Origin of the sequence: Lachnoclostridium sp. Marseille-P6806 (assembly GCF_964238185.1) — a bacterium.
In the GTDB taxonomy this organism is placed as follows: Bacteria; Bacillota; Clostridia; order Lachnospirales; family Lachnospiraceae; genus Brotaphodocola.
Genome location: NZ_CAXSLG010000005.1, coordinates 215116 through 241638, shown reverse-complemented (window position 1 = coordinate 241638; position 26523 = coordinate 215116). Strand labels below are relative to the sequence as shown.

Here is a 26523-nt window from a genome sequence, read left to right as displayed (position 1 = left end):
TATCTCTATGTTAGCATATTTTTCAGGGAAAGGAAAGCATTATCGAAACCGGCCTGCGGCCAGGGAACCATGGCTTGACAGAGGAAGTGGGAGGGAAGTATGATAGAAACACAGAAAGCCGGATTGTGTTGGAAACCGGAAGTGAAAAAACAGGCAGTTGGATGCCAGACAGGAGGAAAAATATGCAGAAGCTGGAAAAACAATTCCATATTCATTGCCAGGAAGGAGATGTGGGACGTTATTGCATTCTTCCCGGAGATCCGGGCCGGTGCGGAGATATTGCCGCATATTTTGACAATCCCGTTCTGATTTCCCAGAATCGGGAATATACCGTGTATACAGGAACTCTTTTAGGGGAAAAGGTCAGCGTCTGTTCCACTGGAATCGGAGGACCCTCTGCCTCCATTGCCATGGAGGAGCTTCACAATATCGGGGCAGATACCTTTATTCGTGTGGGAACCTGCGGAGGCATTGATTTGAAGGTTCAGTCCGGCGATATTGTCATTGCTTCCGGTGCGATCCGCTATGAACATACCAGCAGGGAATATGCGCCTATCGAGTATCCGGCAGTCCCGGATTTTGAAGTACTGACTGCTCTGGCAGATGCTTCCAGACAGCTTCAGAAACGGTACCATGTAGGTGTTGTTCAGTGCAAAGACGCTTTTTACGGGCAGCATTCCCCGGAAAAAATGCCGGTTTCCTGGGAGCTGCTGCAAAAATGGGAGGCCTGGAAGCGGCTGGGAGTAAAAGCAAGTGAAATGGAGTCAGCGGCTCTGTTTGTGGTGGCGGATGCTCTTGGCTGCCGCTGCGGTTCCTGTTTTCACGTCATCTGGAATCAGGAGAGAGAGAAGGCGGGGCTGGATCAGAATATGAGTGAGGACACCTCATCAGCTGTTCTGGTGGGAATCGAGGCACTGAAGCTGATGATTCAGAGAGACAGGGAAAAGGAAAGCTTTTCAGATTTTTAACATTGTTCTGGGAAAGAATTTTACAATCGGAATTTATACTGCTCCTTGCATGCAGATCGCAAAGTGACGAAAGCATATAAGGAGAAAAATATGAAAAAAAGATTAGCAGCAGTAATGATGACAGGTCTGATGGCTTCTTCCGTTCTGAGTGGATGCGGGAGTCAGACAGTGCAGACAGAGCCGGCACCGAGCACACAGCCTGCTGAGACTCAAAGCGTTCCGCCTACAGAAGCACAGGCAGAAAATTCCGAAGAAGAAAAGTTCCCCAAATATGTATTTTTGTTTATTGGTGACGGAATGAGCTATCCTCAGATTCAGTTGACCAATTATTTTGTCAGCGCCTCAGAAAATCTGAACAGGGGAACGGCTGTGGTCAAGGATGAGGAGAAAACGATTCTGGACAGCAAAAACAATTTAGCTATGATGGATTTCACAGTGTCTGGTTCAGCCCAGACATATGACAGTACATCATTTGCCCCTGATTCTGCATCAACAGCAACATCTATTGCTACAGGAAATAAAACATGGAGCGGAAGCATCAATGTCAGCGAGGATTTTTCCAAGGAATATGAAACAATTGCAGAAAAGCTCAAGGCGCAGAAGGGTTATAAAATTGGAATTCTTTCCAGTGTTAACTTAAATCATGCTACACCAGCAGCATTTTACGCACATCAGGCATCCAGAAGCAGTTACTATGATATTGGACTGGAATTGATTGAAAGTGGATTTGATTACTTTGCAGGCGGTGGATTATTAAAACCAACCGGATCTGAAAAGAATCAGGAGGACCTGTACACACTGGCAGAAAAGGCGGGATACCGGGTTGTAAAGACACAGGCAGAGGCAGAGGCATTGAAGCCGGAGGATGGAAAGGTAATCGTGATTGATGAGCATCTGGCTGACAGCGATGCTATGGCATATGAGCTGGATCGCACGGAAGAGCAGTGGTCTCTGGCAGATTATGTGGATAAGGGAATCGCGATGCTGGACAATGAAAACGGATTTTTCATGATGGTAGAGGGCGGAAAGATTGACTGGGCCTGCCATGCGAACGATGCAGCATCTACCATTGCAGATACCATTGCCCTGGACGATGCGGTTGAAAAAGCGGTAGAGTTCTATGAAAAGCATCCAGAAGAGACCCTGATCCTGGTAACGGGCGATCACGAGACAGGAGGTCTGACGATTGGATTTGCAGGAACGGATTATGATACCTTCCTGACCAATTTTGAGAATCAGAAAATTTCTTATGCGAAATATGATTCTGATTATGTGAAAGCATATAAGGAGAATAAAACAGATTTTGAAACGGTTATGAAGGATGTGGAACAGCTGTTTGGACTTTTGGCACCTTCTGGAGAGGGAGAGCAGGAAGCTCAGCAGAAAGACAGCGCAGATTTCCATCCGGAATCCAATAACAGCGGCGCTCTGGAAATGACAGAGTATGAGTATGGTCTCTTAAAGGAAGCTTATGAAACAACCATGACCCGTACCGGGGAGGAGTCTGAATTTGGTCAGGAGGAGTACATTAAGTACGGAAGCTATGAGCCGCTGACTGTGACGATTACCCACATTTTAAATAATAAGAGTGGTGTTAATTTCGGTTCTTATGCTCACACAGGTCTTCCTGTTGAGGTATTGGCAGAGGGTGCTGGCGCAGAGGTCTTTGACGGATACTATGATAACACAGATATTTATAAAAAAATGGCATCCCTGTTAGGAGTACAATAATATGATCAAACAGCTTTTCTCCCGGCAGAAAAGTGTGATTTTAACAACCTTAATCGGTCTGATTTTCATAGCGGTCCTCATAGCCCTGCCAACAGGCTATGAGGATGCTTTGATTTACAAAGGGACGGAGCGGGCTGTAGGAACGGTTGTTGCCACAGATAATTCTGCCATTATTCCATCTGGACTGATTCAGTCCGGAGAGCAGATGTGTACCATTGAAATTGAAAACGGAAAATTTAAGGGACAGACTTTGACAGGAGTCAATTTTCTGAGTGGTTCTCTGGAAAAGGACAAAATATTTAAAGAAGGAGATCGTGCACTTTTGACTATCAGCTGTCAGGAGGATACGATAAAATCCGTTGTTTTATCGGATCACTACCGGTTGGATAAGGAAATAATCCTGCTGTTGGTTTTTGCTGTGTTTTTGATTGCATTTGCAGGAAAAAACGGAATTCAGGCTGTACTTTCCTTTGGAATTACAGTACTTGTTATCTGGAAAATTTTGGTTCCCTGCTATTTAAAGGGATATTCACCTGTCTGGACTGGAATCCTTATTACGGTAATTTTGACGGTTATGATTATCTTTTTTGTGTATGGTGCAGATATTCGAACCGTTACAGCGTCGGCTGGCTCTCTTCTTGGAGTAGCAGTTACCTGTGTGCTTGGAATTCTTTTTACGGATTTATTCCGGATACATGGTGCGGTGATGCCAAATGCAGAGTCCCTTCTCTATAGTGGTTATCAGGATCTGGATTTGACATCGATTTTTATGAGCAGTATTTTTATTGGAGCTTCGGGTGCTATGATGGATTTGGCCGTGGATATTACTTCTGCAGTTTGGGAAGTCGTAGAGAAAAAACCGGATATTTCTGCAAAAGAAGCCATGCTTTCCGGAATTCGAGTAGGAAGAGCGGCAATGGGAACGATGACAACTACGCTTCTTCTTGCATATTCCGGAGGATATATAGCACTCCTTATGGTTTTTATGGCTCAGGGAACACCGGTGGATCATATCTTGAATTATAAATATGTGGCATCAGAAATTCTGGATACTGTGGTAGGAAGCTTTGGCCTGGTTACAGTTGCTCCATTTACAGCGGCAGCAGCAGGTTTGCTTCTGACAAGAGGAAAGGCGAAACAGGAATGATGAAACAGGAGCAGCCCTCTTTCCTTGTGTAGACTTTGAGACAAAACCATTGTATAATGAGAGAGGTTTAGAATGTCGGCGTCCTGGATATAGGAATTCTGAATGACAGAAAACTGCAGACAGAATTTGTGTATCTAGGGCGCTTTTCAGAAGTGTATTCGGGAGGGAACATGAACACAACAGCAGAAAAGAAGGCAAAATTAAAAGAAAAATATGGCCGGAGCCAGGAGGAGACGCTCCGCTGCAGTGAATATGCAAAAAGGTGGTGGCCCAAGGAGACTTCTCATCGAATGAGAATTGCCGACGAGGTCAGAAATCAGCTCTTTTTATTTGATCTTCCCTGGGATATGGAGCAGACGGCAGAGCCGGTGACCTTTGAGGGGGAGATTGACTGGTCCTATCAGCCCGGACCGGATCCGGAATTTATTTTCCAGATGAACCGTCATCAGTACTGGATCTGTCTGGGACAGGCGTATGCCATGACTGGGGATGAAGCCTATGCAGAGTGCTTCGCATCTCAGCTGGTTCACTGGATCAAGAAGAATCCTCTGACAGAGGAAACAAAGGGAACCACCTGGAGAACCATTGAGGCGGGAATCCGGGGAATTAACTGGCTTCGGGCAATGGGATACTTTGTGGACAGTCCTGCAGTAACAGACGAGGTATTTGAACAGTTTTTGTCATGTATGAAGGAGCACGGCGTTTATCTGGCTGCCTGTGAGCGTCCGTTTTCCACAAAGAGCAACTGGGGTGTACTGGAAAATAACGGACTGTTTGCAATTGCTCATCTTTTACAGGAAACAGGAGACTGCCCGGAGGCCGGAGCGTGGATCAAGCTGGCGAAGAATCGTTTAATCCGTCAGAATTGGGTTCAGATTCTTGATGATGGAGTGCAGTGGGAAATGTCCCCCATGTATCATAATGAGGTTCTCAAATGCTTCTTAGAGGCGCTGCAGACAGCGGCATTTTATGATGATGAATTCCCGCAGGAATTCCAGGACAAGGTAAAATCCATGGTGTTTGCAGATCGGATCTGGCAGAAGCCGGATAAAAGCCAGCCCTCTGGCGGTGACAGTGATGTGACAGATCTGAGAGATCTTCTTACAGCAGGTGCATTCTGGTTTGAGGATCCGGTTCTGAAATCCGGCGGATATGATCGGATGGATTATGAGGGAATCTGGAATTATGGAATCTGCGCGCAGGTGCGGTATGAAGCCCTTGCCTCCTGCGAACCGGAGAGTCTGGATTGCTGGCTTTCCGACAGCGGAAACTGGTATCTGCGTTCTTCCTGGCAGGAGGATGCCGATTATCTTCATATGCGGTGTGGAAGTCTGGGCGGAGGACACGGACATTTTGACAAGGGACATCTGGATCTGGTAATTGGGGGAGAGGATGTGCTGGTAGATCCGGGTCGGTATACTTATGTAGACGGAACGGAAAGACGGATGTTAAAAAGTACAAAGGCTCACAATACTGTGACAGTAGACAGCGAGGAATATACTCACTGTGTTGATTCCTGGGGGGTGAAGGGACTCTGGCCTGCTGTAGGCGGAGCCATGAGCAGAAAAGGAAAGTATGGATTTGCAGAATGCGGCCATCTGGGGTATATTGACCGGGGCGTTTATGTGGAACGCCGGGTACTGGCTGTAGGAACAAGGATTTATGTGGTTATGGATACCTGCTATGGAAATGGAGATCACACACTGACCCAGCATTTCCATCCGGCTTTGAATCAGAAAGTGACTGTCCGGGAGAATGGTTTTACCCTGGAGGGAGAAAAGAGCCGCGCAGAATTCTTCTGCATTTCCGGGCATGAGGGAAGCATTGTATTGGAGGAGGAGGCCTTCCCCGTATCTCTCCATTACAATCAGATAGAAAATGGAACGATGGTTTCCTGCAAAAAACAGGGAAACGGCGTGTTTGGAATGATGACTGTGATTGTCTGCAGTGCTCTGAATGAAAATGAGACGGGAGCCTGGGCAGAGGCAGTTCCTGTTATGTCTGCAATGGCTGGAAAGCCTTTAAGCAGCCATGAGGCAGATGGAGTACGAATTCAGGCTCAGGGTCACACCTGGCTGGTAGTAAATGCCCATGTGGAGGCTGGAGCCAGCTGCGAGTATATCGGCGCAGAGGGAAGGTTTGGCCTGGGCCGGGTGATGGCTGCAGAAGATGATGAAGAAGATATGACTGTTTTGAAATGGTAATGAAGAATAAACGTACTTTCCTGTGATATAAAAATATAGCTCCCTTTCAGGAGAGAGGCAGAGAAATAAAGCCTGTCTCCTGGAAGGGAGTATTTTTTCGCCTGCAGAGCAGATAAAAAAGGAACAGACAGCTTACAGGCTCTGATGCGCGGCATCTGCAGCCCGGAGAATATAGCTGATTTCCGGATACTGATTATGCTGCAGAATCTGGGGAGTAATTTCAATTTTGGGTGATACGTTTTTTGTGTACAGAAAGCGGTTTCTGATAAAAATGCGGAAATGCTGTCCGTCAAGCTGAACAGCAATTCTGCCGGGAGTAAAATCTGACAGCTTCAGAAGGGCTTTGACCAGCTTTTCTGGAATTACGATTTCAGAGCCGGCTTTTGTATAGGTATAAATGCGGTTTCGAAGCTCTGCGCTCTGGCTGCTGTCTGCAGAATGAATTTAAGATTGCTTTCGGATCCAGGCCATCTTTTTCCTGATAAGAGATATTTTTAAGGAATGGCCTCAGACATTCTTCCAGAGCAGCTGTTTTTACAGCCTTTTGATATCGTTTGGACTGCTTACGGAAAACAAACAGGTAAAAGAGGAAAACCAGTCCGTAAAGAAGGAAGGAGAGGGGAGAGTGTCTCAGAGTAAGAATCAGGCTGACTATTAGTCCAGCGGCGCAGATGGCAACCATAATTTGGGCAGTTCTTTTTTCCTGCTGTATTTTATTTAGTTTGTCGTTCATAATTTCAGTCTTTTCTGAATGATTTATCCAGGAATATTATACCAGAGGGGAGAGGGAATGAGAGGAACAATCAAACAGATAAAGTAAGAGAAGGTGAAATGACAATGTATGGCATCTCGACTATCGCCTTCTTTTGTGGTATAATTCAGCATTATGCAGTCGCGAAGGGAGGCATTTTTATGGGCGGACAGAAGCCTGAAAAAAAGAAAAAACATATATGTGCTGGTTTGTTGGCCCATGTAGATGCAGGAAAAACTACACTTTCTGAAGGGATTTTGTATCAGACAGGAACCATTCGTAAGCTGGGAAGAGTGGATAACAGAGATGCCTATCTGGACACCTATGCGCTGGAACGGGCAAGGGGAATTACGATATTTTCCAAACAGGCGCAGCTGACTTTAGGCGATTTGGAGGTGACGCTTCTTGATACGCCGGGACATGTGGATTTTTCGGCAGAGATGGAACGGACACTGCAGGTTCTGGACTGCGCGATTCTTGTTGTCAGTGGCGCGGACGGAGTACAGGGTCATACAGAAACCCTGTGGAGGTTGCTCAGGAGGTATGAGATACCCACTTTTTTATTTGTGAATAAAATGGATCAGCCAGGAACGGACAGGCAGCTTCTTCTGGAAGATATCCGTTCTCATTTGGATGAAAACTGTATGGATTTTTCTCTTATGGATGAGGGGGGAGCGATTCTGGAGAATCTGGCTATGTGCGATGAACAGGTGCTGGAGGAATATCTGGAAACTGGTCGGATTCCGGAAAGGGAAATCTGTCGGATGGTCAGGGAAAGAAAGGTATTTCCCTGCTATTTCGGTTCTGCGCTGAAGCTGCAGGGAGTGGAAGAACTGCTGAAGGGATTGGAGAGCTGGATGACGCCGCCGGTTTACGGAAAGGAATTCGGGGCAAAGGTTTACAAAATTTCCAGGGATGATCAGGGAAACCGTCTGACCCATTTAAAAATTACCGGAGGCACATTGAAGGTAAAGGATGTGATTGCGGTTCCGGGAATGGAAGAGGGAGAAAAGGTTAACCAGATCCGAGTTTATTCTGGTGCAAAGGCGGAGATGGTTTCAGAGGCAGAGTCCGGAATGATCTGTGCAGTGACTGGATTGACAGAGACAAAGCCAGGGCAGGGACTGGGGGCGGAATCAGAGTCAGATCTGCCTCTTCTTGAGCCTGTTTTGACCTATCGGGTAAATCTTCCGGAGGACTGTGATGTCCATAAAATGCTTCAGTGCCTGCGTCAGCTGGAGGAGGAGGAGCCGCAGCTCCATATTGTCTGGAACGAAACTCTGGGAGAAATCCATGTGCAGGTTATGGGTCAGGTACAGATGGAGGTATTGAAAAGTCTGGCGGAAGAACGATTTGGTGTGGATATTTCTTTTGATGCAGGAAATATTGTATACAAGGAAACCATTGCAGGTTCTGTGGAAGGAGTCGGCCATTTTGAGCCTTTGCGTCATTATGCAGAGGTACATCTTCTCCTGGAGCCGGCTGAGCCGGGAAGCGGTCTGCAGTTTGGAACTAGCTGCAGTGAGGATGTACTGGACAGAAACTGGCAGAGGCTGATTCTTACGCATCTGGAAGAAAAACGCCATGTAGGTGTTTTATGCGGAGGCGAAATTACAGATATGCGGATTACCCTGATTGCAGGCCGCGCCCATCAAAAGCATACAGAGGGCGGAGATTTCAGGCAGGCAACCTACCGGGCAGTTCGCCAGGGCTTAAGGGAAGCAGGATGCCGTTTACTGGAGCCTTATTATGATTTTCGTCTGGAGGTTCCCCAGGAAAATACAGGCCGTGCCATGGCAGATCTGGATCGGATGCAGGGAACTTTTGAGCCTCCTGTCCAGGAAGGAGAGCGAATGATTCTTTCCGGATCAGCGCCGGTTGCTTTGATGCGCGATTATCAGAAGGAAGTGATTTCCTATACCAGAGGCCGGGGCCGTCTTTTGTGTACCTTAAAGGGATATTTTCCCTGCCACAATGAAGAAGAGGTTGTGGCAGATTGCGGATATGATCCAGAGGCGGATCTGGAAAATCCTACCGGTTCTGTGTTCTGTGCCCATGGTGCAGGCTTTGTGGTTCCCTGGAATGAGGTCAAGGATTATATGCAGGTGGAAAGTCCGCTGAAAGTATCAGAAAAGGGGCTGGAAGCCGGGGAAAACAAGGAAAACAAGGAAAACAGCCGTAAGCCTCTGGGGGCAGGCGCAGGCATGGCTCCCGCCAGAAATTCAGGGGGTGCTTCACGAAGCTTTGGCGCAGATGAAAAGGAACTGGAGGCAATTTTTACCCGTACCTATGGAGAAAAACGCCGGAGACTTCCGGGGGAAAGCGGTCCCAGACTGGTAACCTTTGATCCGAAAAAACAGGGCGAAGCTTCCTATGGGCCAGACCGAATCCGAAGTCACGGGAATCCCGGATATATGAAGAAACAGCAGGAGCCAGAGGAGGAATATCTTCTGGTAGATGGCTATAATATTCTTTATGCCTGGGAGGATATGCGGGAGCTGATGCAGGTAACTCTGGATGGTGCCAGACATCGGTTAATGGATATTCTTTGCAATTATCAGGGATATCGGAAGTGCCGTTTGATCGTGGTGTTTGATGCTTATAAGGTTCCCGGCGGTGTTGGAAGCGCTCAGGATTATCACAATATTCATGTGGTTTACACAAAGGAAGCTGAGACGGCAGATCAGTATATTGAGAAATTTGCCCACGAAATGGGGCGGAGATACCGGGTAACAGTAGCTACTTCTGACGGTCTGGAACAGTTAATTATCCGGGGGCAGGGCTGTATTCTGATGTCTGCTGCAGATCTGCGGGAGGACATTGAACGGATAGGCCGCCAGATCGAGGAAGAACAGGGACGTCTTCCAAGACCAGGCAAGAACTATCTTTTTCAGGATGTAGATAAAGAACTGGCTGAGTATCTGGAAAAGGTACGGCTGGGGAAAGATTAAGTCTGGAAAATGGCTCGGGGAATCCTGTTTTCCCGGGCTGTTTCAGGGAAATACGGATTTTAAAAGCTCGATAAAGCCTCGTTCTGTCCGATCCAGATAGGAATCTTTTTTGTAGACCACATTTACATCCCAGGCATCGGGAATTTCCCCGTATTGATAGCGGCAGAAGCAGTCTATTCCACCTAAAGCCTCCAGAGCCCGGCTGGGGACTATGGTGATTCCAAGGCCGGAATGGGCAAGCTGAACAGCAGAAATACAACTGGAAACCTCCATGGAAACCATGGGGGATATTTTCTTTTTTCGGAAAATTTCATCCGTTTTTTTTGCGAATGGCATGTCCTTTTTTTATGGGAATAAAGGGCTGGCTTCGAAGAAATGCATCACGAACAATATTGTGAATCGGATCTGCCAGATCCTCTTCCTTTACAACACCGGGAGCAGCAATAAGATATAGATTTTCCCGGTAAATACACTCTGTCTGCAGACCGCTGGGAAGATCCTTTAAATCCCGCGGAATAATGTAAAAGTTAATTTCATCTTTTAAAAGTGCTGACAAAAGATCGTCAGACATGGCTTCATAAATCTGAACTTCTACCTGAGGGAACATTTTTTTATAGAGCGGGATGACTCTGGGAAGCATATATCCAGCCCGTTCTGTGGGAAGCCCAAAAATGATCCGTCCTTTTTCTCCAAGACCGATATCCACTAATTCCCGGCGCAGATTGTCATTGAGACGCAGAATTGTCCGGGCAGTATCTACATATTTTTCTCCTGCGTAGGTGAGAGTCAGGGGATAATTTTTCCGGTAAAACAGTTGTACACCGATATCCTGTTCTATCTTTGAAATAATATAGCTGAGAGACGGCTGAGAGATATAAAGCTTTTTTGCAGCTTCGGTAATGCTTCCGCAGTCTGCTACAGCTATCACATACTGCAAATCACGAAAATCCATGAAATTCCCTTCTTTCTACTATTATAATCAAGAACAATGCCTTGCCTTGGCATATTGCTATACAGAGCAATATATCAGAGTATTTGCTGAAATTCAAGAAAAGTATAGATAAATATATATAATAATCATGCTAATATATGTATTTTACTGTTGATAATAAATTAACTATAATAAATATAGACACAAAATAAAATCTGCGGTCCGGCAGTAACCGTGGATCTTCCGTCGGGAGAAGGAGCGCTGGCAGCAGAGGCGATTCTTCATCTGAAAAAGGGGGATGTGCTGGTGATTGCAGGGAAGGGCAGATGTGATTGCTCTTACTGGGGGGATCATCGCAGCATCTGCGCTTCTATGAAGAGAGCGGAGGCAGTAGTAATTGACGGAGGATTCCGCGATGCAGAGGGATGTGAAAAGGCAGGATTTCCTGTTTTTGCGAAAGGACTGACCTGCCGTACAGCGGCAAAAAGCGGGCAGGGAACCATTCAGTCAGAGGTAAGCTGCGGTGGGATTTTGGTGCGTCCGGGCGATTTGATCGTAGGAGACAGAAACGGCGTGGTTGTGATTCCTCCGGAGGATGCGGAGGAGATTATGGAGCGGGCTGAAAGCAAGCACAGGCTTCAGGAACTTCTGATAAAGCAGATGAAAAAACGGGAAAGGTGATTCCAAAAATTTCCGAAAAGTATCTGTTGGAGAGCTGATTCATTATTACAAAAAAGGATGCAAAAGAAAAATTTTTCAAGAGGATTCTGCATCAAAAGGGAATAGATAAAAGGTTAAAAAGTGAAAAGGAGAAAAGGAATATGGCAAAAAATTTATCACGAAAAATTCTGGAAGCCCACCTGGCAAAGCCCTCGGAAATGATTCCGGGAGAGGAAATATACTTGAAGGTGGATCAGACATTAACCCATGATATTAACGCAGTTATGACGTATCTGGCCTTTGAGCAGATTGGCCTGGATCGGACACAGGTAGAAACAAGCGTGAGTTACCTGGATCACAATCTGTTGTATCTGGATTATAAAACACCGGATGATCATATTTATCTGCAGTCTGTTGCAAAAAAATACGGAGTTTATGTATCCAGACCGGGAAATGGCATCTGTCATGCTGTACATGTTGCACGGTTTGGCGCTCCCGGAAAGCTGTCTATGGGTGGCGACAGCCACACGCCTCACGGCGGTTCCATTGGAATGATGTGTATTGGTGTAGGTGGAATGGATGTTGCAACAGCTATGACGGGGGTGCCGATGCGGCTGAAAATGCCGCAGATTATTCGTGTAAATCTCATTGGAAAGCTGAAGGCGGGGTGCAGTGCCAAGGATGTGATTTTGGAAATGCTGCGCCGCAATACGGTGAAAGGCGGACTGGGAAAAATTTATGAATACACAGGTCCTGGTACACTGGAGCTGGAGGTAGAGGACAGAGTAACGATTGCCAATATGGGGGCAGAGCTTGGTGCGACCAGTTCTATTTTCCCGGCAGATGATCTGGTGCGCAGATTTATGAAGGCTCAGGGAAGAGAGGATGAGTTTGTTCCTATGGAGGCAGATGAGGGCTGTGAATATGACGGAGAGATTACCATTGATCTTAGCAGCCTTGAACCATTGATTGCTTGTCCCCATCAGCCGGACAATGTAACAACCATCAGACAGGTGGAGAAGAAAAAAGTACAGCAGGTAATGCTCGGAGGCTGTACCAACGGAAGCTACAAGGACATTGCAAAAGCAGCTCTGGTTCTGAAGGGACATCATGTTCATGAGGATGTCAGCTGTACCTGCGCAGTTTCCTCCAAGCAGATTTACAAGCAGCTTATGCGAGATGGATATATAGAAATGCTGATGGATGCAGGTGTACGTATGCTGGAGCTGGCATGCGGACCATGCTGTGCCATTGGACAGTCACCGGCAACGGATGGTGTGGCAGTGCGCACAACTAACCGGAACTTTAAGGGAAGGGCCGGAAACCCGACGGCAAAGGTGTATCTGGTAAGCCCGGAGAGCGCTGCAGCCTGTGCTATTACAGGAACATTCTCTACAGCAGAGGAAATTCTGGGAGAGAGTGTTAGAATTCTGGAAACGATTCGGGAACCGGAGGAGTATCCGATTGATGATTCCCAACTGATTCCTCCCCTTCCTCAGGAGGATGCAGCGAAGGTTGAGATTATCCGTGGGCCTGGGATTGCGCCCCTTCCCATTCCAGATGCTCCGGAGCATCACCTGGAATGTAAGGTCAGCTTAAAAACTGTGGATAACATTACAACAGATGATATTACTCCGGCAAGCGCTGAATTTTCCAGTATGCGTTCCAATATTCCGTTAATGAGTCAATATTGTTATCACCGCTACGATCCTGCTTTTGCAGCACGGGCAAAAGAACTGGGCAAGAGTATTATTATCGGAGGCGAAAATTATGGACAGGGTTCTTCCCGTGAGCATGCGGCAATCAATCCCATGTACCTGGGGGTAAAAGCTGTTATTGCAAAGAGTATGGCGCGGATTCACAAGGGAAATCTGGTAAACCACGGAATTATTCCCATGCTGTTTGCGGATCCGGCAGATTATGACCGGATTGATCAGATGGATGAGCTGGAAATCGACGGTCTTCGGGAGCAGATTGCAGAAAGAAGAGTTCTGGTAAAGGACAGAACCAGAGACTTTTCCTTTGAGGCCGTTTTAGATTTGTCTGACAGCGAATTAGAGGTAATTCTTTGCGGCGGACAGCTTCGGTATCTGAAAGAGGAGCTGAAGAAAATGGGAGTGATTTAGTAAAAAGAAAAGAGAACCAGGCAGGTGAAAGAATTTCGGAATACGAAGCAATCACCTGCTCTTTTTTTCTTCTCCTGCTTGCAAAAATATTTTAAATGAAGTACAATAGACGCGGATCGTCAGTTTTTAGACAAACACTGATGGCAGCAACTATGGAAGCGGATCGGGAAACCGATCATAAAATAGTAGCAATTCAGGACAGGGCATCTTTTTGTCCGGCAAGGCCATCCTGAATCGTTACAAATAAATAAGAGGAGAATTCACAATGAGCAAAAAACCGGTGGTATTAATGATTCTTGACGGATACGGCTTAAACGACAAGTGTGAGGCCAATGCTGTCTGTGAAGGAAAAACCCCAGTGATGGATCAGCTGATGAGTCAGTGTCCTTTCGTAAAAGGACAGGCCAGCGGAATGGCAGTAGGTCTTCCGGAAGGACAGATGGGAAACTCTGAGGTAGGACATCTGAACATGGGTGCAGGACGTATTGTTTATCAGGAGCTGACCCGTATTACCAAATCCATTCAGGATGGTGATTTTTTTGAAAACAAGGCATTTATGGCAGCAGTAGAAAACTGCAAAAAGAACGATTCTGCTCTGCATATGTTCGGACTGGTTTCTGACGGCGGCGTTCACAGCCATATTACTCATATTTATGGTCTGCTGGAGCTGGCAAAGCGCAATGGCCTGAGCAAGGTCTATGTACACTGCTTCCTGGATGGCCGTGATACTCCTCCAGCATCTGGAAAAGATTATGTAGCAGCTCTGGAGGCCAAGATGGCTGAGCTGGGCGTTGGTAAGGTAGCAACTGTAGCAGGCCGCTACTATGCAATGGATCGAGATAAGAACTGGGATCGTGAGGAGATTGCCTATAAGGCACTGACAAAGGGCGAGGGCGTTCAGGCAGAGAGCGCTGTTGCAGGAATTCAGGCTTCCTATGATAACGGCAAAACTGATGAGTTTGTTATGCCTATGGTAGTGATGGAAAACGGTGCCCCGGTAGCAACCATCAAAGACGGAGATTCTGTTATTTTCTACAATTTCCGTCCCGACCGGGCAAGAGAGATGACCCGCATTTTCTGTGATGATGAGTTTACAGGCTTTGATCGCGGTGAGAGAGTGAAGACTACCTTTGTATGCTTTACCGATTACGATGAAACCATTGGAAATAAGCTGGTTGCATTTGAAAAAGAGTCTATTACCAATACCTTTGGTGAGTTTTTGGCTGCTCACGGCCTGAAGCAGGCCCGGATTGCTGAGACAGAGAAATATGCACATGTAACCTTCTTCTTTAACGGCGGCGTTGAGGAGCCAAATGAAGGAGAGGATCGTATCCTGGTTCCTTCTCCCAAGGAGGTTGCAACCTACGATTTGAAGCCGGAAATGAGCGCACCTGCTGTATGTGACAAGCTGGTTGAGTGCATTAAGTCCGGAGCCTATGATGTAATTATCATCAACTTTGCAAATCCGGATATGGTAGGCCATACTGGTGTTGAAGCAGCAGCAATTAAGGCAATTGAGGCAGTGGATGAGTGCGTTGGAAGAGCAGTAGATGCAGTCAAGGAGATGGACGGTGTAATGTTCATCTGTGCAGATCATGGTAATGCAGAGCAGCTGGTTGATTATGAAACTGGTGAGCCATTTACTGCACATACCACCAATCCGGTTCCCTTTATTCTGGTGAATGCAGATCCGGCTTACAAGCTGAGAGAGGGCGGATGTCTGGCTGATATTGCTCCGACTCTGATTGAGCTGATGGGCATGGAGCAGCCGAAGGAAATGACCGGAAAATCTCTTCTGGTAAAATAATCCGTTCAGCGGAATTTGAAAAAAGAAAAATCGCCTGACAAGGCAAAAAGCAGGGCGCTGCAGACAGTGAATGATTTATCTGTCTGCAGCGCCTTTTTGTTAGTCCTCATAAAGTTTTCCGTAGATTTCCTCAGAAAGCAGATCCACATAGGAGGGATCCGGAAGATCGTGGTTGGTAACAAGCAGATCCTGAATCAGTTCAAATCGCTTCAGGCTCAGTTCCTCTGGGCTCAGTTCACCGAATTCCGAAAGAATTTTCTGATCCAGCTGTTCTCCTGTATATTCGGAAACAAACCAGGAGATCAGCTGCTTTGTAGTTTCCTCCTCCTGAGCAATCTGGCTGCTGAGCTTTTTGGCATCTTTTGACGAGGTGAAGGCCACATAAAGAGCGGCAGCGCCCATGACAACGAGAAGAGTTTTGGTAATGATTCCGGAAAAACCGGCTATAGGCATGGGAATGACACCCAGCCAGAAGAGAACCCCACTTGCAAGCATAATGCTTCCTACCAGCAGAAATGCGGAGGAAGAGGACTGGAGATCTTCATAGCGCTGAGCCTTTTTAACATAGACGCGGGCAGGCTCCCTGTGGTTTTTCTGTTCAGAGGAGGTCTCCTGTCCAGCCGCCCTCAAAAGATCCTCTTCCAGAGCAGCTTCTTCCATACGGGCAGCCAGCTGGGCTTCCTGCTCGCGCCGGAGCTGTTCGGCCTCTTTGCGGGCTATGGCCTGGGCTTCCTCCTTAGAGCTTACAAGCGGTCCGCCGCAGTCAGTGCACACGGTCATTCCGTCAACAAATTCCATATCACATTTGGGGCAATAAGGCATAATAAATTCCTCCCTGTGTTGCTTTTTCATTTGTATTATTTCTTAATTATAGTGCAGTTTTTCAGGTTCGTCCAGCCAAACATTTGTTAGAGAAAAGCTTGGACGTGATTAAAATTATAAAAATACCGCTTCCCTTTCCTGGAAAAATAGGCTACAATGAAGAGTACATCTAGTTATATCTAAAATCTATACAGGAAAGAAAACAGAGGAAAAAGGAATGAAAACTTCAGAATTGATGAAGCGGTTTGTTCCCTACTATGGAAAGTATTGGAGAGTCATGGTTTTTGACCTGTTCTGCGCATCGCTGACGACGATCTGCGAGCTGGTTCTGCCTATGATTCTCCGATTTATTACCAATGAGGGAATGCGGGATCTTGCCTCCATTACATCAGGCATGATTATCAGAATTGCCCTGGTTTATTTTGGTCTGCGGATCATTGACGGTATGGCGGCGTTTTATATGGCTTATACGGGACATGTCATGGGAGCCAGAATTGAGACAGATATGCGGCAGGATGCCTTTGAGCATCTGCAGAAGCTGTCGGACAGTTATTTTAATAATACAAAGGTGGGTCAGATTATGGCCCGGATCACTAGCGATCTGTTTGATGTGACAGAATTTGCCCATCACTGTCCGGAGGAGTTTTTTATCGCAGGAATTAAGACGATAGTATCCTTTGCCGTTCTGGCAGGGATCAATCTTCCGCTGACTGTGATTATTTTTGCCTTTATCCCGGTTATGGCAGTATCCTGCACCTATTTTAATCTGAAGGTGCGGGCTGCATTTAAGCGTCAGAGATACCAGATTGGTGAGCTGAATGCCAAAATCGAGGATAACCTTCTGGGAAACCGGGTTGTCCGTGCTTTTGCGAATCAGGATATTGAAATTGAAAAATTCCGGGAAGATAACCAGGCATTTCTGGATATTAAGCGGGAAACCTACAAGTATATGGCTGCGTTCCAGAATACAGTCCGTATGTTTGACGGACTGATGTACACGGTGGTGATTCTTGCCGGAGGCATTTTCATGGTAAAGGGCCTGATTAGCCCAGGTGATCTGGTGGCATACACCATGTATGTGACAACTCTGCTTGCGACCATCCGCAGAATTATTGAGTTTGCGGAGCAGTTTCAGCGAGGTATGACAGGAATTGAGCGGTTTGTGGAGATTATGGACTCTACGGTGGAGATTCTGGACGAGCCAGGAGCAGAGCCCATGGATCAGGTCAAGGGAGGAATCCAGTTTGAGCATGTAAGCTTTGAGTATCCGGATGATCACAATCCGGTTCTGGATGATATTAATCTGAATATCCGGCCAGGAGAGAAGATTGCTCTGGTAGGTCCATCCGGCGGTGGAAAGACCACTTTATGTAATTTGATTCCCAGATTTTACGACACAACGGGGGGAACCATTCGAATTGACGGACGGGATCTGAGAGGAATTACTCTGCAGAGCCTTCGCTCCGGAATCGGAATTGTGCAGCAGGATGTGTACCTGTTTTCCGGTACCGTGTATGACAATATTGCATATGGAAAGCCAGAGGCAAATCGGGAGGACGTTATTGCAGCTGCAAAGCTGGCAGGCGCCCATGAGTTTATCTCTGAACTGAAGGATGGCTATGATACCTATGTAGGCGAGCGCGGCGTGAAGCTGTCGGGAGGGCAGAAGCAGCGCATCAGCATTGCCAGAGTATTTCTGAAGAATCCGCCAATTCTGATTCTGGATGAGGCAACTTCAGCTCTGGACAATGAAAGCGAGCATCTGGTAAATCAGTCTCTGGAGCGTCTGGCCCAGGGAAGAACGACAGTAACTATTGCCCATCGGCTGACTACAATTCAGAATGCAGACCGGATTCTGGTGCTGTCTGATGGAAAAATCATGGAAGAAGGAAGCCACGAAGAGCTTCTGGAAAAACAGGGAATGTATTATCAATTATATATGTCAGTGCAGGACAAGACCTCAGAGGACCTGCCGGAAGGAGAAGTGAGATGAAGGTTGCAGTTGTAACGGACAGCAATAGCGGAATTACCCAGTCAAAAGCAAAAGAAATTGGAATTTCTGTGATTCCCATGCCGTTTATGATCAATGGGGAGACTTTTGAGGAAGATATTAACCTGACTCAGGAGCAGTTTTATGAGAAAATGGTGGAGGGCGCAGAGATCTCCACTTCTCAGCCATCTCCAGAGATAGTTATGAACCTTTGGAGTGAGCTTTTGCAGTCCTATGATGAAATTGTTCACATCCCCATGTCAAGTGCCCTGTCCAGCTCCTGCCAGACAGCGATGATGCTTGCAGAGGATTTTGAGGGACGTGTATTTGTGGTGGATAATCAGAGAATTTCCGTTACTCAGTATCAGTCTGCTCTGGATGCTTTAAAGCTGGCTCAGGCTGGGCTGACCGGAGCTCAGATTAAGGAGATTCTGGAAAGAGAAGCCCGGGAGTCCAGTATTTATATTATGGTGGATACTCTGAAATATCTGAAAAAGGGCGGAAGAATCACCCCGGCTGCGGCAGCTTTGGGAACGCTTCTCAGAATTAAGCCGGTTCTGCAGATTCAGGGAGGAAAGCTGGATTCTTTTTCCAAGGCAAGAACGGTAAAGCAGGCAAAGACAACGATGCTTTCCGCTGTTGCAAAGGATCTGGAAGAGCGGTTTGATGATCCGAAAGCGGAGAAATGCTGGCTGGAGGTGGCTTATACCTGTGAGAAGGAGATGGCGGAGGAGTTCCAGCAGGAAATCCGTCAGCAGTTTCCGCAGGTACAGGAGATTCATATGGATCCCTTATCCCTGAGTGTTGCCTGCCATATCGGACCAGGAGCGCTGGCTCTAGCTGTTACAAAGAAAATTGATGCTGAGGCAGAGCGAAGCCATTATGGAAAATGAGGAAAGAGGAAAAAAACGATACTTTTTTGAGAGGTTTCGGAAAACGGTCAGTCTGAAGGTGGTAATTGCCGTGCTTCTGGTGGCCTTTGGAATGATTCCCATGGTTTTGGGAACTCAGACTATGTTGAATTCCATGCGCCAGAGTCAGATTGACTCCCGTATGACAGAGGTACAGAACCACTGCCGTATTCTTGCCAGTAAAATGGCGCGGATGGGGTATCTGACAGGAGAAATGCGTGGAGGTATGGACAGTGAAATTGAGACCCTGGCAGATGTATATCACGGCCGGATTGTGGTGGTAAACCAGGATTTTCGGATTGTGACGGACACCTTTCATATTGCAGAGAAACGGCTGAATGTGGCAGAGGAGGTTCTTCGCTGCTTCCAGGGAGAGAGCAGCAGCATTTACAACAAGGATAAACATTATTTTGTGCAGACAATCCCCATATATGCAGCTTCCTCAGATAAGAATGTAAACGGAGTTTTGGTGATCAGCGCATCTACGGAACCGATTATTTCTCTGTCAGAGGGAGTTGGGGATAAGACCCTTCTGTTTCAGATCATTGTATTTTTAATTCTTTTGATTCTGGCAGCAGCTCTGTCCATCTGTCTGGTTCGTCCCTTCCGGGATTTTTTGGAAAAACTAAAGCTGGTAGACCAGGGAGAGTTGGATACGGACATTACGGCAGATGTTTATCTGGAAACCCGCAAAATTTCCGAGACGGTAGGACAGACACTGTCGAAGCTGCGGGCTGTGGATCAGTCCCGTCAGGAGTTTGTTTCTAATGTGTCCCATGAGCTGAAAACGCCGATTACCTCGATTCGGGTTCTGGCAGATTCTCTGATGGGCATGGGAGAGGTTCCTGTAGAGCTGTACCGGGAATTTATGGAGGATATTTCTGATGAGATTGACCGGGAAGGCAAGATTATTGACGATCTGCTGTCTCTGGTGAAGATGGACAAATCAGAGGCAGAGCTGAATATTGCTCATGTGGATATTAATCAGCTGGTAGAGCAGGTATTAAAGCGTCTTCGTCCCATCGCCAACCGGAGGAAGGTGGAGTTGATCTACGAAAGTATCCGGCAGGTAACGGCAGATGTGGATGAGACAAAGCTGTCTCTGGTGATCACCAATCTGGTGGAAAATGCCATGAAATATAACATAGAGGAGGGCTGGGTCCGGGTTACAGTGGATGCGGATCATAAGTTCTTTTATCTGAAGGTGGCGGATTCTGGTATTGGAATTCCGGAGGAGATGCAGGATCAGATTTTTGACCGCTTTTTCCGGGTGGACAAGGCCCGTTCCAGAGAAACCGGCGGAAGCGGACTGGGGCTTGCCATTACGCGGAATGTAGTTCTTATGCACAAGGGTGCAATCAAGCTGACCAGCAAAGAGGGGGAAGGAAGCATCTTTACCGTTCGGATTCCCCTGAAATATATTGTATAGCAGGAGGCGGACATGAAACAATTACAGAAAAGGAAGCTGATTTTCGTTCTGCTTCTGCTGGCTGTCTGGGCTTCCGGCTGCGGAAAGAAGCAGGAGCCGTTAAGAGAAGGGGAGAGAAGCTATCAGATCTATTATCTGAATCCTTCTGCGACCCGCATGGTGACCAGAGAATACCGGACGATGACTGTGGATTCAGATACTCTGGTTCAGGAGCTTCTGGATGCTCTGATGAATGTTCCGGCCGATCTGGATGCCCAGGTGCCGATTTCCGAAAAGGTGGCCTGCCAGGGGGCAAGGCAGGAAGGCATGGTGCTGTATCTGTTTTTTGACAACAATTACACCAGCATGAGCCCTGGACGGGAGATTCTCTGCAGGGCGGCTCTGACAAAAACACTGACTCAGGTAGACGGCATTGACTACATCAGTATTTATTCTGGAGATCAGCCGCTGCTGGACAGCACAGGAATGCCTGTGGGAATGCTTTCGGATTCTGATTTTGCAGACAGCATTTCCGACGTCAATACTTATGAAAAGACGGAGCTGACTCTGTATTTTACAGATGAATTTGGAGAAAAGCTGTATCCGGAGCAGCGAAGTGTGATGCACAATATCAATACCTCCGTTGAGAAAATGATTCTGGAGGAGCTGCTTGGCGGGCCGTCCACGCCCTGGCTGCGGACAACTCTGGAGAGCGGTACAAAGATTCTCAATGTGTCAGTGAATGAAAATGTGTGCTACATCAATGTGGACAGCAGTTTTTTGAATAATTCCCTGGAGGTAAAGGATTATATTCCTATCTATTCCATTGTCAATTCTCTGGCAACCCAGCCTTCGGTAAACCGGGTGCAGATTTCTGTAAATGGATCCCAGGATGTGATGTTTCGGGATACGATTTCCCTGAATACCATGTTTGAAAGAAATCTTGATTATGTAGGAGGAACAGAAAATTAAACGACCGCTGCTTTTTTTGACAGGAGGATTCGTACTTGGAGAGGTATTGATCCTGCAACGGGGCGCGGCGCTTCAGATGCTGGCAGCAGGACTGCCGGCCGCTGCAGCAGTTTTGATTTTGTTTGGAAAAAGCAGAGAGCCCAAAGCGGGCTTTCTGGGAAGTCTGCAAATATCAGGCAGGAGCATGTGGTTATGGCTTCTGCCTGTTTTTCTTTTGGCAGGAGGTTTCCGGGCCTGGCAGGGGCAGAGTGCCTTTCAGAAGGAGATTTCACTGAACCTGGATGGAGAACGGATTACGGTGGAGGGAAGGGTAGAAAAAATAGTGCCGAAAGAGGAATGGCTGGTTTTGGAGTTGGGGGAGGCGGCTGTGAAAAAGGGGCCGGAAAGGGCGCAGGGAAAGATTCTGAAACGGCTCCAGGTATATCTGGAACAAAGGAAAAACCAGAAGACGCCGAAGGCAGGGCAGATGATTCTGGTGTCAGGAGACTGTTCGGCCTTTGACCGTTCCCGGAATCCAGGGGAGTTTGATTATCAGCTGTATTACTGCTCCTTAAAGCTCTCTTACCGGATATTCGCAGAGAACTGGAGCGTGACCGGAGGAAGGACAGACTGGTACCGTCAGAGCCTGTTTTACTTGTCAGAGAAGGCAGGAGAAGTGCTTGACCAGGCAGCAGGAGAAGACGGAGGAATTTTCCGGGCGCTGCTTCTGGGAGATAAAAGCAGTCTTCCAGAGGAAGTAAGAAGCCTGTATCAGAAAAATGGGATTGCCCATCTTCTGGCAATCAGCGGACTTCATCTATCACTGGTCAGTATGGCTGTTTACGGCCTGCTCAGAAAGTCTGGAGCAGGCTTTGGCCTGGCTGGAATATGCGGAACAGGTGTTTTGGTCAGCTATGGAATTCTGGCAGGAGGTTCTTCTTCTATTGTCCGGGCGCTGATTATGGCTCTTTGCGGTTATGGCGCTGCCTTTCTGGGGCGAACTCCGGATCTGCTTACATCCCTGGCTCTGGCAGCTTTGTGGCTGTTTTGGGACAGTCCCTTTCTGGTATGTCAGGCTGGCGTTCAGCTGTCCTTTGGGGCGCTTTTGGGAATTGGTGCGGCGGCCCCAGGGCTGGCGGCGCTCTGGAAAGGAGAGCAGGGTGACAGCCAGGAAAACGTTTCTGGTCTGTGCATCAGCGGCGGAATGCAGCTGGTGACTCTTCCTGTAATTCTGTTTCATTTTTTTCAGTATCCTCTGTACGGAATTTTTCTGAACCTCATAACCGTTCCTCTCATGGGACTTGTAGTTGCTTCCGGTGGAGCTGCGATTTTGTTTGGTCTTGTGCCAGGAGAAGGAGGAGCAGCTCTTCCCCGCTTTGCGGCTGGAGGTGGGAGACTGATTCTGGACTGGTATGCCTGGTGTTGCCGCTTATTTGAGCAGCTTCCTGGAAGCAGCCTGATTCTGGGACGTCCATCTTTCTGGCAGCTTGGCCTGTATTATGGAATTCTCAGCGCCTGTCTCTGGATGGGAAAGAAAAGAAATGGAAAGAAAAAAAGTATGGTTCAGAAAATGCTTCCGGCTGCGGCTGTATTTCTTTTATTTCCCCTTCCGGCAAGGGGGCTGACCGTAACCTTCCTTGATGTGGGACAGGGGGATGGAATCTGCCTGCAGACCAGACAGGGAGTGATTCTTTCCGACTGCGGAAGCAGTGATCAGAAGAATCTGGGGGAATACTGTCTGGAGCCATTTTTGAAAAGCAGAGGAATTGGGGCGGTGGATTATGCCATTGTCAGTCATGGGGATCAGGATCATATCAGCGGAATTTCCTGGCTTCTGGAACAGGAAGACGGGGTTTTTATTCGAAAGCTGGTTCTGCCGGCAGCAGGCAAGGGGGACGAAGCCTGTGTCAGACTGGCCAAACAGGCGGCTTTGCGAGAGTGCCAGGTGCTCTGGATGGGGAGAGGAGACTGTCTGCGGATGGGAAATTTAAGTCTGACCTGTCTGTACCCGGATGGCTTGGAGGCAGGGGCGCCTCCGGAGACAGACAGAAATGAGCATTCTTTGGTTCTCTGGCTGGATTATGGTTCCTTTGATATGGTTCTTACCGGAGACATGAGCCAGAAGGGGGAACAGGCAATTCTGGAAAACAGAGGGGTGAGGGAGCAGGCAGAGGTTCTGAAAGCGGCGCATCACGGTTCACGTTTTTCCTCCTCTGAAGCATGGCTGGACGCTCTTTCGCCTGGTCAGGCTGTGATTTCCTGCGGGGAGAAAAACAGGTATGGCCATCCTCATGCAGAGGTACTGGAGCGACTAAGGAAACGGGGGATTACGGTTTACGAGACAAGAAGCTGTGGGGCAGTAGAGCTTTACACAGATGGAAAAAGGATGCGCTGGGAAACCTGGCTGAAATAGTTCCTTTTTTTGTAATAATCCTGTATAATGAAACAGAAGTGTGCCGGAAAAGCACAGTCAGGAGGATACCATGCAGACATTAAATCAAGATATCAAGGAGCGCAGTTTTCGTCCGGTTTATCTGCTTTACGGAGAGGAAACCTTTCTGGTAAACAGCTATAAAAACCGCTTAAAGGAAGCGGTTCTGGGCGATGATACCATGAATTTTTCCCGATATGAGGGAAAGGGAATTGATGTCGGCGAACTGATCCGTCAGGCAGATACCATGCCGTTTTTTGCAGAAAAAAGGCTGATTCTGGTAGAAGACAGCGGCTTTTTTAAAGCCTCTTCTGAGGAACTGGCCTCTTATCTGCCGTCTATGCCGGATACCACCTGTATTATTTTTGCTGAGAGTCAGGTGGATAAGCGCAACAGACTGTACAAAAGGGTAAAGGAGCTGGGATACGCAGCGGAAATGCAGCGTCAGGATGCGGCTCAGCTTGCCCGTTGGGCCGGTGGAATTCTTGCCAGAGAAGAGCGGAAAATTACAGGCCGCACAATGGAACTGTTTTTAAGCATGACGGGAGAGAATATGGAAAATATCCGGATGGAGCTGGAAAAGCTCATCAGCTATACTATGGGAAAAGTGGTTATTACAGACGATGATGTGAAGGCAGTCTGCACTGTTCAGGTGACTAACCGGATTTTTGATATGGTATCTGCCATTGTAAACAGGCAGACAAGAAAGGCTATGGATCTGTATGAGGATCTTCTTACTTTGAAGGAGCCGCCTATGCGCATATTGTTTCTCATTGCCCGCCAGTTTAATCAGATCCTTCAGGTTAAGGAGCTGATGGCAAAGGGAATGGATAAGGGAAGCATTGCCTCCCGCCTGAAGATGCAGCCCTTTGTGGTAGGAAAAACCATGCCTCAGGCCCGCCAGTTTTCCATAGAACAGATTCTTGAATGCGTGAAGCTGTGTGTGGAAGCGGAGGAGGCGGTAAAAAGCGGACGTCTTCAGGACAGGCTGGCGGTAGAACTTTTGATTGCCCGGGAATACTGAATGGCTGTAATGATGTAACAGTTCAGTCGTGCATCTTCTTGCCCGCTTACAGCGGACAAGAAGCTTTAGGCGTCCGCCTTATGTGGATTCAGTCAGAAAAATTCTTATGAAAGCAAACTTTCAACGAGTTTTTCTGACTGAATCCCCGCAAGGCTGAACTGTTACGTAATTATTGCTCTTCCTTGTCTGCATCATAAAGAGAAGCGATGGAGGGAGAGCGCAGATCTGTCTCCGGCATTTGATTGTCTGCCGGAAGAGCTACAGCCGGATCAATTCCCAGCTCCGGCGTAGGCGCCGAATTCATGCGGAATTCCATAATATCCTCCACAGAGCAGTTTAAAATGGTACACAGCACATCAATGGTGTGAGTTGATACATAGGAATTCTTTTTCAGCCGGTTGATTTGACCGGCGCTGATACCGTAGTATTTAATCAGACGGTACTGGGTAATGCCCCTTCTTTTCATTGTTTCCCAGAGCTGGTTGTATAAAATCATGAAATCACCTCTGGTTTTATTTAAACAGCACAATCCAGTTATGTATATTATCCATAACTGGACGATATGATACGTCAGAAAGGAATCAGACTATGATAAAGGCTATATTTTTTGACATAGACGGAACCCTTCTTTCTCATACAACAGGGAGGGTTTCGGCAGAAGCAGCAGAGGCTCTGGCCCTTCTTCGGAGAAAGGGAATTCTTCTGCTTGCCGCAACAGGACGCCATATTTTGGAGTTTTCTGATCTCCCGGTCAATCATCTGGAGTTTGATGGATATGTGACCTTAAATGGTCAGCTTTGTCTGGATAGAAACAGAAAGCTTTTTTATGGAAATCCGATTGCACCGGAGGATGCCAAGCGTCTGCTTTTGGTGTTTGAAAGAAGAGAAATGCCGGTTATGATTGTGGAAAAAGACAGGATGTATCTGAATTTTGTCAATGATGCGGTCCGGCGGGCCCAGGCAGATATTTCTACGCCGGTGCCGGAGACGGGCGTGTATACGGGTGAGGAAATCTATCAGTTTATTCTCTATGACAGAGGCTGGGAGGCAGATGAGCTGGTGAGAACATTAAACCAGAGCCGCATGATCCGGTGGCATGAAAGGGCTGTGGATGTGATTCCGGAAAAAGGCGGGAAGGTTGCGGGAATCCGGCGTTTTCTGGAGGATTGTTCTATAAGTCAGGAGGAAATTATGGCATTTGGTGATGGAGAGAATGACATGGATATGCTGAAATTTGCCGGAACTGGAATTGCCATGGGAAATGCAGACACGCAGGTAAAGGCCATAGCAGATGAGGTAACAGAAAGCGTAGATGAAAACGGTGTTGTCCGGGCTCTTTATCGCCACGGTCTTTTGTAAGAGGAAACAAAAAATCCGATTCTCCACACCTGAGAATCGGATTTTTTATATCATATCGATCTTCCAGCCAATGATTAAGCCATAGCGTTGACAGCTTTAGAAAGACGAGAAACCTTTCTGGAAGCTGTGTTCTGATGGTAAACACCCTTGCTGGTTGCTTTCTCGATTTCGGAAATAGCAGCGTTTAAAACTACCTGAGCAGCAGCCTTGTCTCCGGCAATTACAGCAGCGTCAACCTTCTTGCAAGCAGTTTTTACTTTGGATCTGATTGCTTTGTTTCTAGCAGCTTTGGTTTCGTTTACTAAAATTCTTTTTTTAGCAGATTTAATGTTAGCCAATCTGGGCACCTCC

20 protein-coding genes are annotated in these 26523 nt (G+C 47.3%); 15 read left to right on the top strand and 5 right to left on the bottom strand.

Features of this window, described 5'->3' with window-relative positions:
- Window positions 1-182: 182 nt before the first annotated feature.
- The 5 genes from udp (at window position 183) to ACESON_RS08620 (ending at window position 9752) form a co-directional block, all read left to right on the top strand.
- Window positions 183-968: a uridine phosphorylase gene (udp, locus tag ACESON_RS08640; protein WP_177959167.1), complete on the top strand. Its 786-nt coding sequence runs from the start codon at window positions 183-185 to the stop codon at window positions 966-968.
- A gap of 90 nt (window positions 969-1058) precedes the next feature.
- Complete coding sequence (locus ACESON_RS08635; protein WP_373109252.1) at window positions 1059-2699, top strand: alkaline phosphatase; 1641 nt, start codon at window positions 1059-1061, stop codon at window positions 2697-2699.
- Window position 2700: 1 nt separating this feature from the next.
- Window positions 2701-3846 (top strand): YibE/F family protein, encoded by a 1146-nt coding sequence (locus ACESON_RS08630; RefSeq protein ID WP_373109250.1) that lies wholly within the window; start codon window positions 2701-2703, stop codon window positions 3844-3846.
- 170 nt (window positions 3847-4016) lie between these two features.
- A complete protein-coding gene (locus tag ACESON_RS08625) occupies window positions 4017-6050 on the top strand; it encodes an alginate lyase family protein (RefSeq protein ID WP_373109249.1) in 2034 nt (677 codons plus the stop codon).
- A 912-nt stretch (window positions 6051-6962) separates the two neighbouring features.
- Entirely contained in the window at window positions 6963-9752 is a 2790-nt protein-coding gene (locus ACESON_RS08620; RefSeq protein ID WP_373109248.1) for an NYN domain-containing protein, read from the top strand.
- A 42-nt stretch (window positions 9753-9794) separates the two neighbouring features.
- Here the strand turns inward: ACESON_RS08620 and ACESON_RS08615 are convergent, their stop codons facing one another.
- Window positions 9795-10034, bottom strand: a complete 240-nt coding sequence (locus ACESON_RS08615; RefSeq protein WP_373109246.1) for a LysR family transcriptional regulator substrate-binding protein — start codon at window positions 10032-10034, stop codon at window positions 9795-9797.
- A 28-nt stretch (window positions 10035-10062) separates the two neighbouring features.
- A complete protein-coding gene (locus tag ACESON_RS08610; RefSeq protein ID WP_373109245.1) occupies window positions 10063-10704 on the bottom strand; it encodes a LysR family transcriptional regulator in 642 nt (213 codons plus the stop codon).
- A 192-nt stretch (window positions 10705-10896) separates the two neighbouring features.
- Between ACESON_RS08610 and ACESON_RS08605 the strand changes: the two genes are divergently transcribed.
- The 3 genes from ACESON_RS08605 (at window position 10897) to gpmI (ending at window position 15276) form a co-directional block, all read left to right on the top strand.
- The gene (locus ACESON_RS08605; RefSeq protein WP_373109311.1) at window positions 10897-11364 is read left to right on the top strand and encodes an RraA family protein; all 468 of its coding nucleotides are present in this window, start codon (window positions 10897-10899) and stop codon (window positions 11362-11364) included.
- Window positions 11365-11504: 140 nt separating this feature from the next.
- Complete coding sequence (locus tag ACESON_RS08600; RefSeq protein ID WP_373109242.1) at window positions 11505-13469, top strand: aconitate hydratase; 1965 nt, start codon at window positions 11505-11507, stop codon at window positions 13467-13469.
- A gap of 265 nt (window positions 13470-13734) precedes the next feature.
- Complete coding sequence (gene gpmI, locus ACESON_RS08595) at window positions 13735-15276, top strand: 2,3-bisphosphoglycerate-independent phosphoglycerate mutase (protein WP_177960225.1); 1542 nt, start codon at window positions 13735-13737, stop codon at window positions 15274-15276.
- Window positions 15277-15375: 99 nt separating this feature from the next.
- Here gpmI and ACESON_RS08590 read toward each other — a convergent pair whose 3' ends face one another.
- The gene (locus tag ACESON_RS08590) at window positions 15376-16128 is read right to left on the bottom strand and encodes a hypothetical protein (RefSeq protein ID WP_373109241.1); all 753 of its coding nucleotides are present in this window, start codon (window positions 16126-16128) and stop codon (window positions 15376-15378) included.
- A 187-nt stretch (window positions 16129-16315) separates the two neighbouring features.
- Between ACESON_RS08590 and ACESON_RS08585 the strand changes: the two genes are divergently transcribed.
- The 6 genes from ACESON_RS08585 to holA all read left to right on the top strand — a co-directional run bounded on the left by ACESON_RS08585 (window position 16316) and on the right by holA (window position 24813).
- Window positions 16316-18091, top strand: coding sequence for an ABC transporter transmembrane domain-containing protein (locus tag ACESON_RS08585; RefSeq protein ID WP_177960224.1), 1776 nt, complete (start codon window positions 16316-16318; stop codon window positions 18089-18091).
- The gene (locus ACESON_RS08580; protein WP_373109239.1) at window positions 18088-18981 is read left to right on the top strand and encodes a DegV family protein; all 894 of its coding nucleotides are present in this window, start codon (window positions 18088-18090) and stop codon (window positions 18979-18981) included. Before ACESON_RS08585 ends, ACESON_RS08580 begins: the two co-directional genes overlap by 4 nt.
- Window positions 18971-20428, top strand: coding sequence for an ATP-binding protein (locus ACESON_RS08575; protein WP_177960222.1), 1458 nt, complete (start codon window positions 18971-18973; stop codon window positions 20426-20428). The genes ACESON_RS08580 and ACESON_RS08575 overlap by 11 nt, the downstream gene beginning before the upstream one ends.
- Before the next feature lie 12 nt (window positions 20429-20440).
- The gene (locus ACESON_RS08570; protein ID WP_373109238.1) at window positions 20441-21379 is read left to right on the top strand and encodes a GerMN domain-containing protein; all 939 of its coding nucleotides are present in this window, start codon (window positions 20441-20443) and stop codon (window positions 21377-21379) included.
- Between the two features lie 46 nt (window positions 21380-21425).
- Window positions 21426-23771 (top strand): DNA internalization-related competence protein ComEC/Rec2, encoded by a 2346-nt coding sequence (locus tag ACESON_RS08565; RefSeq protein ID WP_373109237.1) that lies wholly within the window; start codon window positions 21426-21428, stop codon window positions 23769-23771.
- Window positions 23772-23841: 70 nt separating this feature from the next.
- Window positions 23842-24813 (top strand): DNA polymerase III subunit delta, encoded by a 972-nt coding sequence (holA, locus tag ACESON_RS08560; protein WP_373109235.1) that lies wholly within the window; start codon window positions 23842-23844, stop codon window positions 24811-24813.
- 169 nt (window positions 24814-24982) lie between these two features.
- Here the strand turns inward: holA and ACESON_RS08555 are convergent, their stop codons facing one another.
- Window positions 24983-25309, bottom strand: coding sequence for a helix-turn-helix domain-containing protein (locus ACESON_RS08555; protein ID WP_373109232.1), 327 nt, complete (start codon window positions 25307-25309; stop codon window positions 24983-24985).
- 92 nt (window positions 25310-25401) lie between these two features.
- Here ACESON_RS08555 and ACESON_RS08550 point away from each other — a divergent pair, with 92 nt between their 5' ends.
- A complete protein-coding gene (locus ACESON_RS08550) occupies window positions 25402-26172 on the top strand; it encodes a Cof-type HAD-IIB family hydrolase (protein ID WP_373109230.1) in 771 nt (256 codons plus the stop codon).
- Between the two features lie 74 nt (window positions 26173-26246).
- On the opposite strand, the gene rpsT is transcribed toward ACESON_RS08550, so the two are convergent.
- A complete protein-coding gene (rpsT, locus tag ACESON_RS08545; RefSeq protein ID WP_177960216.1) occupies window positions 26247-26510 on the bottom strand; it encodes a 30S ribosomal protein S20 in 264 nt (87 codons plus the stop codon).
- Window positions 26511-26523: the final 13 nt, after the last annotated feature.